General features: G+C 47.9%; 11 protein-coding genes. 6 read left to right on the plus strand and 5 right to left on the minus strand.

The genetic code is table 11. The annotated features are described in order from the left end of the window. Window positions 1–10 precede the first annotated feature (10 nt). The 5 genes from EXG77_RS02535 to EXG77_RS02555 are packed head-to-tail and all read left to right on the plus strand — an operon-like array spanning window position 11 to window position 4,526. Window positions 11–631: a sugar transferase gene (locus EXG77_RS02535; RefSeq protein ID WP_035396072.1), complete on the plus strand. Its 621-nt coding sequence runs from the start codon at window positions 11–13 to the stop codon at window positions 629–631. Continuing rightward, the gene (locus EXG77_RS02540; RefSeq protein ID WP_035396075.1) at window positions 612–1,685 is read left to right on the plus strand and encodes a GNAT family N-acetyltransferase; all 1,074 of its coding nucleotides are present in this window, start codon (window positions 612–614) and stop codon (window positions 1,683–1,685) included. Before EXG77_RS02535 ends, EXG77_RS02540 begins: the two co-directional genes overlap by 20 nt. Continuing rightward, window positions 1,682–2,833 carry an aminotransferase class I/II-fold pyridoxal phosphate-dependent enzyme gene (locus EXG77_RS02545; RefSeq protein WP_035396078.1) on the plus strand — a complete coding sequence of 384 codons (1,152 nt, stop codon included), beginning with the start codon at window positions 1,682–1,684 and terminating at the stop codon, window positions 2,831–2,833. Before EXG77_RS02540 ends, EXG77_RS02545 begins: the two co-directional genes overlap by 4 nt. Beyond that, window positions 2,830–3,600, plus strand: coding sequence for a hypothetical protein (locus tag EXG77_RS02550; RefSeq protein ID WP_023469390.1), 771 nt, complete (start codon window positions 2,830–2,832; stop codon window positions 3,598–3,600). The genes EXG77_RS02545 and EXG77_RS02550 overlap by 4 nt, the downstream gene beginning before the upstream one ends. 29 nt (window positions 3,601–3,629) lie before the next feature. Continuing rightward, window positions 3,630–4,526: an LCP family protein gene (locus tag EXG77_RS02555; protein WP_023469389.1), complete on the plus strand. Its 897-nt coding sequence runs from the start codon at window positions 3,630–3,632 to the stop codon at window positions 4,524–4,526. A gap of 239 nt (window positions 4,527–4,765) precedes the next feature. Here the strand turns inward: EXG77_RS02555 and EXG77_RS02560 are convergent, their stop codons facing one another. Further along, window positions 4,766–5,371, minus strand: coding sequence for an AmiS/UreI family transporter (locus EXG77_RS02560; RefSeq protein ID WP_035396083.1), 606 nt, complete (start codon window positions 5,369–5,371; stop codon window positions 4,766–4,768). A gap of 146 nt (window positions 5,372–5,517) precedes the next feature. Next, window positions 5,518–6,729, minus strand: coding sequence for an SH3 domain-containing protein (locus tag EXG77_RS02565; RefSeq protein ID WP_238987911.1), 1,212 nt, complete (start codon window positions 6,727–6,729; stop codon window positions 5,518–5,520). Between the two features lie 163 nt (window positions 6,730–6,892). Here EXG77_RS02565 and EXG77_RS02570 point away from each other — a divergent pair, with 163 nt between their 5' ends. Next, window positions 6,893–7,798 carry a Gfo/Idh/MocA family protein gene (locus EXG77_RS02570; RefSeq protein WP_035396088.1) on the plus strand — a complete coding sequence of 302 codons (906 nt, stop codon included), beginning with the start codon at window positions 6,893–6,895 and terminating at the stop codon, window positions 7,796–7,798. Between the two features lie 74 nt (window positions 7,799–7,872). Here the strand turns inward: EXG77_RS02570 and EXG77_RS02575 are convergent, their stop codons facing one another. The 3 genes from EXG77_RS02575 to EXG77_RS02585 form a co-directional block, all read right to left on the minus strand. Further along, window positions 7,873–8,409, minus strand: coding sequence for a hypothetical protein (locus tag EXG77_RS02575; protein ID WP_035396089.1), 537 nt, complete (start codon window positions 8,407–8,409; stop codon window positions 7,873–7,875). 74 nt (window positions 8,410–8,483) lie between these two features. Further along, the gene (locus EXG77_RS02580; RefSeq protein ID WP_035396091.1) at window positions 8,484–9,167 is read right to left on the minus strand and encodes a hypothetical protein; all 684 of its coding nucleotides are present in this window, start codon (window positions 9,165–9,167) and stop codon (window positions 8,484–8,486) included. Window positions 9,168–9,319: 152 nt separating this feature from the next. Next, window positions 9,320–12,829: a CDP-glycerol glycerophosphotransferase family protein gene (locus EXG77_RS02585; RefSeq protein WP_035396093.1), complete on the minus strand. Its 3,510-nt coding sequence runs from the start codon at window positions 12,827–12,829 to the stop codon at window positions 9,320–9,322. Window positions 12,830–12,886 lie beyond the last annotated feature (57 nt).

Genomic DNA, 12,886 nt, shown 5'->3' on the forward strand with positions numbered 1-12,886 from the left:
GGACGTCATCATGAAACGCACATTCGACTTCACGGTTAGTCTGATCGCCATCCTCATCTTGATTCCTGTCTACGCCGTCGTCGCCTTAGTCATCTACACGAAGCTTGGACGACCGATCTTCTTCAATCAAGTCCGCCCTGGTTATAAGGGAGAATTGTTCAAGATCTATAAGTTCCGCACAATGACGAATGAAACGGATGCCGAAGGGAAACTCCTTCCGGATGCGGACCGGATTCCGGCATCGCTCGAGTGGATTCGTCGCTTGAGCCTTGATGAGATCCCGCAGTTCTTAAACATCCTCCGCGGACAGATGAGTTTCGTCGGACCGCGTCCGTTACTCGTCAGCTATCTGAACCATTATACGAAGGAGCAGATGGCACGACACGATGTCTTACCTGGTCTGACAGGCTGGGCACAGATTCACGGTCGTAACGCAACGACGTGGCAGCAACGCCTCGAGCAAGATCAATGGTATGCAGCCAATCATACATTCCGACTGGATCTCTACATCCTATTCAAGACGTTCAAAATGGTCATCTCGTCAGAAGGGAACTCGACGGCTCACCAGACCGGCATGGGTGAGTTCAAGGGTCTCGACGGAGGTGTTCCCCATGATGTCGCTAAGCGATGAACGATTGATTCGGGATCCACACGAATGGGACGCACTCGTCGCGACCTATCAACTCGATTGTTATTACGAACATGCTTACTTCGAACTTGCGAAGGGGCCCGATGAGATTCCTGAATTATTTTATTATCCGACGGAGTTTGGGACGTTGATCTATCCGTACTTGCGGCGACCGATTCCAGGCACACGCTTTGAGGACATCACGACGCCGTACGGCTATGGTGGTCCTTATTTCATGGGTATCTGGTCACTTGATCAGATTCGCGAAGCCCGCGCGCGATTCGAACAGTACTGTCGTGAAACCGGAATCGTCACCGAGACGGTTCGTTTCCACCCTTTGCTACACAATCAGGAACTCGGTCAACACTGGTGCCATCAAACGGATATCTTGCAGCCGACGGTGACACTTGAGCTGACGGATCCGTTCGAGACAATCGAAGGTGGATTCTCGCAAATGACGCGACGTAACATCCGGAAAGCACGCCGCGAAGGCGTCACGATTCGCCTCGGACGTCCGGAAGAGTACTGCGACTTCGCCCGTCTCTATCAGATGACGATGGATAAACATCAAGCCGATGCGCGGTATTACTTTGATCAGACCTACTTCGATCACTTCGCTGAAGGACGGATCAAAAATGTCCTGTTGCTTGCCGAACAAGCGGGGCGGATCATCGCTGGGTGCATCGTCCTGACGGGTCGCCAGTTCGCACATTATCATCTCGGTGCTTCAGATCCTGCCTACTTGTCGCTTCGCCCGAATCATCTATTATTCGCGGAGATGATTCGCTGGGCAAAACAAGCTGGTCTTCAAGCGTTACATCTCGGTGGCGGAACGACACGATCCGATGCAGATAGCTTACTCGCCTACAAACGATCCTTTGGTGAAGCGAATCGAACATTTTTTGGACTCGGGACATCGATTCTTGATCCGACGATTTATGACCGGCTCGCGCGACAAATCAAACAACAACATCCGGAAATCGAGACAGGACAGTGGTTCCCGATCTACCGGACGCCGCTCCGTCAGCTGTCACCTCGAAGGGAGGAAACATCATGAAACACATCCCGCTCTCCATCCCGCACTTAAGTGGTCAAGAAGCACGTTACGTCACGGAAGCACTCGAGACGAACTGGGTCGCACCGCTTGGACCGAACGTCGACGCCTTCGAACGAGAGATGCAAGCCTACACGGGAGCTCGCGCAATGCTTGCGACGAGCAGTGGTACGGCAGCCATTCACTTGGCACTCGCGACGCTTGGTGTCACGACGGGGGATGACGTCTTCTGTCAGTCCTTGACGTTCATCGCTTCGACGAATCCGATTCGTTACGTCGGTGCTCGTCCCGTCCTGATCGATTCGGAAGAGGAGACATGGAACATGTCACCCGTCGCACTCCGACGCGCGTTGATCCAGGCGGCAACGCGAGGAAAACTTCCGAAAGCCGTCATCGTCGTTCATCTATACGGAGTCGCGGCACAAATCGAGGAGATCGCTGCGCTCTGTGAAGAGTACGATGTTCCGTTGATCGAAGACGCGGCAGAGTCACTTGGAACACGCGTCAACGGGCGGATGACGGGGACATTCGGGACGTTCGGGATCTACTCCTTCAACGGCAACAAGATCATCACGACGTCAGGTGGTGGAATGCTCGTCGCAAATGATCCAGCCTTGATCGAACGTGCCTTCTATCTCGGGACACAGGCGAGACAACCGGTACTCCATTACGAGCATACGGAAGTCGGCTACAACTACCGGATGAGCAACGTCGCTGCTGGGATCGGACGCGGTCAACTCGAAGTCATCGATCAACGCGTCGATGCGCGGCGGAAGATCTTTGATCGTTATGAACGTGCCTTTGCACCGGGCGGCGTCACGTCGCAAGTCGAGCAGACCGGAACATTCGCCAACCGTTGGCTCAGTGCTTTTCTCTTACCAGGTGGTCAAGTGCAACGCGATGCGATGATCCAGACGCTACAACAGGTGAATGCCGAGTCCCGTCCGGTCTGGAAACCGATGCACTTGCAGCCCGTCTATCGCGACGTACCATTCATCACAGCAGAAGGGATGGATGTCAGCCGTCGTCTGTTTGAAGACGGAATCTGCCTCCCGTCTGCTTCACAAATGACGTTCACCGAACAAGCCGTCGTCATCCGAAACGTTCGTCATACCTTACAGACGAACGTACGCCGGAACGTCCAGTCATGAATATATGGGAAGGGGACATCGTCATGCGCGATATGGAGGAAGCGATCCACGCACTCCGTCTCGCTGCGAACGGGAAGAATGAATTGACGGCCAATACCTATTTCCGCTGGCAATTGAACACCACTCATCCAAGCGTCGCGGAAATCCTGATGCTGTTTGGGTCGTGGCAGATCGCCTTGGAACGAGCTGGCATCGGACAAGCCCGCTTGACGTTCACGAAATCGGAAATCATTGACGCCTTGCGTCAGGCACGGGAGGAACTCGATCCTTTCACGAGCGCGACGTACCGCGAATGGGCGCAACAAAAGCAAGCACCTAGCCTGACGGATATCGTCCATCAATTCAACTCGTGGCAGCAGGCATTGTCAGAAGCGGATATCTTAAAGGAACGCATCCAGGAAATGGAACAACGGATCATCGAGTCATTACTTGAAGCGCAAGGTGCCTTGCCGGTCTTGACGAGCCAGACCTACACGAAGTGGGCGGCTGGTCAAAATCGTCCGACCGTCGCAACGATTGCTCGCCGGTACGGCTCTTGGTCAAACGCCCTTGAAATCATCGGCATCGAATTTCCGCGAAAACGCTGGCGGGAAGAGGAGGTACTCGACGTGCTCGCCGCAGCTGCAAAAGAAACGGAACATCTGACGATCGCAAGTTACCAACGGTTCAGCATCGGACGTGATGCGCCAAGCATCGGCGTCATCACCGCTTTGTTCGGTAGCTGGCGCAATGCGTTGCTCGTACTTGAAGCGCAGAGACCGTCCTGAATTCAGATCGAAGAAAAGGGGAATGGATGATGAAGAAGTGGAAATGGATCGTGTTGACACTGACGGGGATATGCCTGCTCCTTCTCTTCGGTTCAGGCGGGTATGTGTACCATAAAGCGAGCCAGACGATGAAAGAAGTTCAAGTCCAAGTGCCAGTCAAGGCGAGCGTCGAGACAGAGAAAGCCGTCGAACAGAAAAAAGGGCTCTCCTTTTTATTACTCGGCGTCGATCAACGAAAAAACGAGACAGGACGCAGTGATACGATCATCGTCGTAACGATTGATCCGAAGACGAATAAGAGCCAAATGATCAGTATCCCGCGTGATTTGAAAACAGAAATCATCGGCAATGGATCGAACGATAAGATCAATCATGCGTATGCCTTCGGTGGTCCACAGATGGCACTCGACACGGTTAGTCATCTGCTGGATATCCGACTCGACTATTTCGCAGAAATCAATTTAGAAGGGTTCACGGATCTCGTTAATGCCGTCGATGGTGTCACCGTCGAGAACGATATCAATTTCTCATATTATGAGATGCAATTTCCAAAAGGGGAACTGTCGCTGAACGGGAAAGAAGCACTTGCCTATGCGCGGATGCGCTATGATGATCCACGCGGTGACTTTGGACGACAGATCCGTCAACGGCAAGTCGTTCAGGCGGTCACCGATAAGATGACGGAGGACTTCTCGATTCGTCGCTTCAATGCTGTCCTCGACGCACTCGGGAAAAACGTCAAGACGAACGTACCATTTTCCGTTGCCCGGACCGTCGCGACGGATTACCGGGATGCCTTACGAAATGTCGAGACCTTATCACTCGACGGGAAAGGGGGAATCGAATCGGACGGAATCTACTACTGGCATCCGACGGATAAGTCGTTGAAAGAAGTTCAAGCTCAACTAAAGGAAGCATTGGAATGACATGAGGCAAGAACGAGCGTATGCTTTGTTCGTCTCGCATCGTTTTCCTGGGACAAGCATCGTGCCGCTTCGCTTCACTGCAGGGTCACTCTTGCTTGTTTTTCCCTAGGAAGCGATGTCGAGCGAACAAATTATTTTGCTTTTCGTTTGACGTATACTACAAATAAAACAAAAAAAGATGTCCACCTCCGATTCATAACCGAAAATGGACATCTTTTTTTGATGAATCGATGAGCGTATCACGACGACCGGATCGTCCGAAGCATCGAGAATTTCATCATCGTATAGAGGAAATAGACGGTAGTCAGAAGGGCAGCACCGCTCCATAACCATTGATACGCTGAACTGAAGTAGCCGAATCGAAGCCCGATCAGTGCCGGTACGATTAATGTCAACCAGCTCAAGACGAGGGCGACACGGGCAGTGATTGCATCAATCGGGCGATTCATTCCCATTCCGAGAAAGAACAGGCTCCAGAGCAACGCCCAGAACAACCACGTCACACCACCGATGATGTCATTCGTCGTGAAACTGACGAACGCATAAAACAAGGCGGCAATCGCAACGAACAAGGAAAACCAACCGACCCCGCTCCCGTCGAGATTAAACAAGAACGTGATCCCGACGTAAACGTACGTAAAGGCAAACAGATAGATGCTCGCGTATCCGAACGTCAACGCTGGATCGCCAGCGGCACCGATGACGAGATAGGTTGCGATGAACGTCTGCAATAAACCGGTGATGAGACTGAAGACACCCGCGCTACGGAGATCGACTTTTCCGAACAAGGTCAAACTATTTAAAAAGAGCGCGACGCCCCCAAATAACAAACTGACATTTCCCACGTAAAACTCTCCTTCATTAAGACGTCAGACGTCTGATTCTAAACTTAACTCTAAGATGAATTCGTTTTCAGCGCAAGCATAATTTTAGAGACAAAATGAAAAACAACCTGACTCCCGGAAAGGGAATCAGGTTGTTGATTGAGCAATTATTGTTTTAAGACAGAGCGGAGTGTCGTTTCCGTTTGAGTGGGAGTACCTTTGAGTGTGACCAATCCATAACGGACATTCCCCTTTTTAAGGAAAAAGACGCGCGTATTGTTCGCTTCAGGAGTATATCCCGTTTTACTCGCATAAATACGAGGTTCCTTAGGTAAGGTTTTATCCGTGTGATACCACTTTAACGTCCGAGCGTAAGGTCCTTTGATGCTTGCTTTATATGATTTTCGACCGCTTACTGTAATCAGGTAGCTATAATTCGCGTATGTGTTCGCGAGTTTTTGCATATCGGCAGCTGTCGTATAGTGATTCCATTCATGAAAACCATGTGGATTAGAAAAATGACTTGCTGTCATGCCGAGTGCTTGAGCACGACTATTCATTAACGAAACGAACTTTGATTCAGAACCCGCGGTCCGAACGGCAATCGCTTTAGCGGCATCATTACCCGAGCGAATCAACATGCCATTCAAGAGTTGGCGCATCGTGACACGATCTCCCGAGCGTAAACTCGCCACACTGCTACCATACGGTACTGAAATCATGGAATACGTGAGCGTAAAAGGTTGATCCAGTGTACCGTTTCGAGCGGCTACTTCGTATCCGACGATGGCAGTCAACAACTTGGTCGTACTTGCCGGATACCGTCGGACATTACTTTGTTTCGTCGTAATATAGGAAGTAGAACCGAGTTGAAAATAGCGTAAAGAGGCAACCGGGTATTTACTAGCTGCTGTTTTCTTTCGGACGACTTGATTGGAAACGTAGCGTGTCTTTCCTCCGTCTTTAATCTTATACCATCCTTTGGAATAGGAGACTGCTTGTAGCACACTCTTGTAAGCAGCACGCCGAACGATCGTCTTACTAGAGGACGTGCTTGGTTTGGAGCGAATGTTCGCGCCAGACTTAGAGGTGACGACGAGAGCATATGTACTCGGATCGGTTACTTTTTTTGCGACTTGATTGGACAGATAACGGTAGGTGCCGCCATCTTTGATTTTGTACCAACCGTTCGAATACGATACTGCTGTGAATTTCGATTGATACGCAGCGAGGCGAACGATAGTTGCAGAGGAACTCGTACTTGGTTTAGAACGAATATTTCCTCCGGATTTGGATGTGACGACGACTTGATAACTGGCAGCTTGCGCCGGTAAAGCTGGTAGGAAAAGTGTAAACAGGATCAGGAGTATCAGACTCATTCGAAAAAATGGCTTCATAAAAAATCATTCCCTCCTTTTTGAAAATATAGATTCATCATAAAACAAAAAAAGGAAATTCACTTGTTTTCAAAAAAATTGATGCATCCGAATATAATAGTGATGAAAAGGGAATAATGGAGCAGATGAATGGAGGAGATAGTAGATGAAATTAGCCGTAGTAGGTATCGGAGATATCGCACAAAAAGCATACTTACCTGTATATGCCGCAAGAGAAGACGTGGACATTCATTTGATTTCGCGCGAAGAGAAAAAAGCGAAAAAATGGCAATCGATGTATCGTTTTTCAGGTACGTTTCCGACTTTAGAAGCGGCGTTGTCAGAGGGAATGGATGCTGTCATGATTCATTCCGCAACAAAAGCGCATGCAACACAAGCGAAGCAAGCACTTGAAGCAGGGGTGCCTGTATTCGTCGATAAGCCGATTTCGATGAACATCGAGGAAATTCGGGAGCTGGTTCAATTGGCAGAGGAAAAGAAGGTCCCGTTCATTACAGGATTCAATCGACGATTCGCGTCCGCACATCGTCGCCTGTTAGAAGTTGAATCCCCGAATATGATCATCATGCAAAAAAATCGAACGCCTTCTGTTGAGGGCGCGCAACCTTTTTTGTTTGATGATTTCATCCATGTTGCGGATACGCTGCGCTATTTGACGGGACGTGGAAAAATCGAAAACCTGCATATCCGGAGTAAGCAGGATACGAGTGGGTTGCATCACGTTACGATTCAATTCGAATCAAATGGAATTACTGCCATCGGAGTGATGAACCGGAACAATGGTGTCACGGAAGAGCGGGTAGAAGTGATGGGACCGCATGAAAAGCGGATCGCTACAGACGTGACGATGCACGAACGACAAACGAGTGAAGGAACGCTTGTCTATCCGCTAGATAACTGGGAATCGACATTGAGTCGAAGAGGATTCATTGCCTTGATTGATGCATTCTTGAAAACGATAGCGGGTGATCCGTCTGCGTCCGTCACGGCTTCAGATAGTTTAGAAACTCATGAACTCTGTCATCACATCTATCAACATGTGATGAGATGAACGAAAGCCGTACTCTGGAATCAAGAAGAGTACGGCTTTTCTATAGATGGAATCGAGGAATGGGTCTTCTACCATCACGTCACCTCATAAAGCTGATACGTCTTTTTTCCGCCTGGTCCTTCGAAGGTCAGACGAAGCGAGGAACGAACGAATCGATAGGTCACACTTCCTTCTGAAAAGAAAAGGCGAGCTGAAAGGTCAGGCTCGAATCGAATGACCTCTGTATCGTTTCGAAAAGATCCAGCTGTTCCGAAGTGATCGAATTGAAGGGATGCGACAAAGGTATTTCGTGAATCAAACGAAACGTGGATACGACCGCTCCCTTCAAACGGTTCATTTTCGAAAGTACTTCGCTCCACTTCATACGTTCCTTCAAACTGCCGGACTTGCTTGATTTTCTCTTGAGCGGTTTGTTCAATCAACTGAGCCCGTTCACGAATCGGGTGATCCGGCGCTAAATCAGACTGTTCAATCGTACGGGCAGTTCGGATTACTTCTTTGAAATGATAGCTAGCGAACTGTTGCTCCAACTTCACCATCGTTTGAGCCGCTTGACTATCCTGCTCAGTTGTCGCGCGCTCGACGACTTGAGTGTAGGCATCGTTCTCCATTTCCCTTTGAACGTTAGAGGGTGTCTCTTTACAACCTGATAAAATCAAACAGAAAAGAAGCATCCATGTATATCTCATGTTTTCACCTCAGTTCGTGTAGTGTGCGTGATTTGGAGATGATCCGTATGCAGTTGAATACGATACTGCACGCGATAGGTGACAAATGAAGGCTCGTTTCCTTGTGTCGTTTGATACGTTTCTAGCGTACGAAGTTCATAGATGGAACCATCGGATGAAAAATCCTGGAATTCAACTGTGTGAATGCGGGGTGGTGCAGCAGAAGTTGCTTTTTGGCGTAGAGCGGTCAGTGCCTGAAGTTCAGATTTGAATGCGCGAGAAGACATATATTGAATCGAAGAGAATGTCTCGATCGAATCATAACGTGTTGAAAAGGTGATGAGTTCAGGGACGGTTCCTGTATACTGACGGACGAAACGTAATACATCATACGATGTAGGCGGTTTATTTTTCGAATAGGTTTGATTATAGGCAACCTGTTCATCTGACCATTCCGAGAGACTCCATGTCTGGACTGGAGAAGGTACGACCTCTGAAGAAGAGGCATCTTTCGTCATATACCAAAATAAACTCGAGGTCATTAAGACGAAAAAAATGATTATGCATAGTAGAACAGGACGAAATGCAGATGAAGTCGGTTCCGTTTCAGGACGCTTCCGTGCGATGACGGGATGCTGGCAATAGGAGCACGCGTCATCCTCGTAGCCTAGAGGTGTTCCGCAAAGTGAACAACGTTCCATAAGACAAGTCCTCCTAAGTGTATGAAATTCAATTTCTTGTCGGTATCTTATTTATTGAAATCATTTCCATCTTATCATTAATTGAAAACGTAATCAAAGCATGAAAAAGAACTCATCCAGCTTGATAATGGATGAGTTCTTTACTGTTTCATTTACGTACTTTTCAACGGATCCGTTACGAAGATTCCTTCCGCTGTCTCGGACGCTTCGAGTGGAGCATCATCCAAGAAGTAGGTGCGTACTACGCGATTAGCGGCAAGCCCATCCTCTTTCGCACAGAACGTTTCCCGAAAATGATCGAGCTTTATTTGATAATCCTTCGACCAAGACGGAATCGTCGCCAGCGCCTCGTAAAAGGACAGTTCCTCTTCAATGATCGGACCAGGTAAGTCCTTTTGATAGTCCAAGTAGAAACCGCGCAACGTATCGCGATAGAGCTCTAGGTCATAAGCGTAGAACAGGACCGGACGATTCAGATTGGCGAAATCAAAAAAGACGGATGAATAGTCAGTGATCAATAAATCAGTTAATAAATAGAGTTCTTGGATGTCGGGATAGTTGGTGACATCGAGGAACTGTTCTCGATACTCACTTGGAATTTTCGGTTTTTTCGTCACGAGTACATGGGTCCGAATGAGGAATACATAGTCATCCCCTAGTGCTTCAGCGACACGACTGAATTCGAACGGGTAATCAAAGAAAAATTTTCCGTTTCCTAATGCATGATGATCCCGGAACGTAGGAGCATATAAGATGACTTTTTTATCCGGCGAAATGTTCAGTTGTGCACGCAAGTCGTCGACTTTTTTCGTAGCATCTGCAAAAAATAAGTCATTACGTGGATAGCCGGATTCAAGGATTGTTCCTTCATACTGGAAAGCACTTTTAAAAATCGCTGTCGCATAACTACTCGGCGAGAGAAGCACGCTCCATTGTTGGATCGAGCGAGTGACACGGTCGACATAACCGGCGTCTCGACCATGAATTTCCTCTAAATCGAATAACATCTTTTTCAGTGGTGTGCCGTGCCATGTTTGAATATAGGTCGTTTCTTTACGTCGGGTCATGTAATGAGGGAAGTTTTGATTGTTCACCCAGTACTTGGCCGTCGCTAAATGATAAAAGTAGCGAGGTGACAGACGTTTGATGACGTTAACATGATCATCCCCGAGATAGAGTCGTTTATTGTGTACCCAGACGACTTGATGGGTGCTACCGAGGCGACGCAATTCTTCATAGATATAACGGGGACTATCACCGTACTGTTTACCGAGCCCGCTCTCGAACACGATTTTATTTTCTTGTACCGGTAATTTTTTCATCAAGCGATAGCTGATTTTCATGATCGGAAAATAGAAGCGACTCCGACGGAAAAGTCGGAATAACACGAGTGATGCTTCTTTTGTTTGTATCGTTTCCCAAACATGGCGCTGCTGTTTGTAATCAAGAATCGTTTGGTAGATATCTTCGGAATAAGACTGTTCTGTTGGTTTTAAGAAGACCGCAGCCCGCTCCTTGTAAGACGGAAGCATCGCAAAATCACGTGAGGCCGTCGCTTCGAGGTCAGCGATTAAATCATCGACTGTAGTCGAGATGGGACCGGGTAACTCTTTCGCTAAATCAAGGTGCGAACCGACCGGACCGATGAATCTGCGAGCATCGAATTGGAAATAGTGAACCGGTCGTCCTAAGAAACTAAAATCAAAGGCGACGCTCGAGTAGTCTGTAATGAGTAAGAGACTCTCCTTCAACAAACTTTGGACATCCCGTTCGCCTTGATAGATGACGGTCACTGGGAAACGCTCGAAATGGCTCGCGTACTGTTGCATATTCGGATGTAGACAGAACAGAATCTCCAAATCATGGTCGTGTGCGAGTTCATGGAGGCGCGGGTGTTCTAAAAGAGCGGAGTACTGTGCGAAATAGTCCGATTCCAAGAACTGAATAGGTGTTTGCAACCACGAACGCCACGTCGGAATGATCAAGATTTGCCGTTTGACGGGCGTGTCACCGTTCAAGAGGGCGTCGAAGCGTGAGAGCCCCGTAATTCGAATCTCGTCTTGACGATAGCCCATATCCTGCATGACCAATCGACGTTCCCGTTCAGAACTCACTAAAAAGAGATCGGTATCGAACGATAATGCGAATTTGCCGTACTGATTCTCCATATTTTTAGCGCCCAGTACTCCATGTTGAATGAAGATCCGGTCGGCTTTCATTTTTCGCTTGAATCGCGGTGAGCGAAGGGGATAAAGATAGTCGGCATGATGGGTTCCAACGAATTTACTTGCCATGAACGAATGATAAATATGTTCTTTCGAACGGAAAGGCAAGGTATTTCCAAGAATCGCGACCTTATCATACTCAGGTGAATTTGGATCAATCACGTAGTAAGCAGGATGTTCTGCATGTTGCTCGCGCATGAACCGGAAAAAGTGATACCCGTTATCTTGTGCTTTATAAGGTCTTTCCCCGATCAACCATGTTTTTCGGTCAGCAAAGAGACGATAGAGAGGGGCAAACGTCATCATATGCTCAAGGTAACGATAATTTTCGTTCGTGAACGCACTTAATTCAAACGAGAGATTCCGATGACCGACAGTGAAATAAGGTGTGACATGCATCGTATGTGTCGCGTTGCGCCCAGTGAGTTCCGTTGTGAGATGACGTGTGATGTAACGAGCTCTTCCGAGTCGGACGAGGCGAGGGATCAGACGATGGTAGTAGGTCAGTTCCATGAAGCTATCGTAGATGCCTTCATGGAGAAGACGTTCCGATTGTAAGGCGGACCAATCAATCTGTGTGCGATACGTATAGCGATATAGACCAAACCGACGTTGACTTGCCTCTTGATCATAGAACCAATCAACAGGCAGTGCGATCCGATCTCCGGTTTCACGATGGACGAGGATGAGCTGTCCTTTCTTTAAAAAAGAATGACGTGAAAAAAGTTTCCCTTCGATATGTGTTTCGTGAGAGTGTTTTTTATCGATCCGATCAATCTGAAGCCGTGACTTAATGACGGGTTCCTTGTTGAGCAATAATCGGATGTTTCCTTTCAAGTCTGTGTATAAAAAGACGCGATGTTGCTTCGCTTCATCAAAAAGAGGCGAGAGTGGTGAAGGAATAGTAGTACGTAAGAAACGACCTAATGTAATTTCTCGTACATATGACTCATTAGTAATGGTCGATCGCGAAGGAAGACCGCTCTCTTGCCACTTCTCAAGTGTTTCCGGTGGAATGGCCGCAAGCGGTTTACGATATTTGAGATATAGGGAAAATCGACCATGAGGCAGTAACGTCTCAGGTGTAAGAGCTGATTCTTCTAAAAAATCTTCTTGTTCTAGGTGAGTGTCTTGATGCTGAATGAGGTGGTCGATCAGAAGGTGAATATGGGATGGATTGAATTCGAATCGGAAAAAGGTTGAACGTGCTTGATGATTCACGAGCTCCGTGACGAGGAGCTGATTCCGGTCATAAATACAAAGGGACTCGACGACTAAATCCGGATCGGTCAGATGACCCGATAAGGATAAAGCATGTTCATCTGACATAAGAGAGATCTGCTGTTTGCTAGTCTTCCGTTCTTTAGAAGAAGAGCGTTTCGGTAAGATCGTTTTACCGGACCGTGCCATTCTCAAAAACAGATGTGATACATTCATAACAAAACCTCCTAAGATGTAAAAAGAAGTAAATGGTATTTTCGACACACAATAACA

Origin of the sequence: Exiguobacterium sp. OS-77 (genome assembly GCF_000414195.2) — a bacterium.
Lineage (GTDB): Bacteria > Bacillota > Bacilli > Exiguobacteriales > Exiguobacteriaceae > Exiguobacterium_A > Exiguobacterium_A indicum.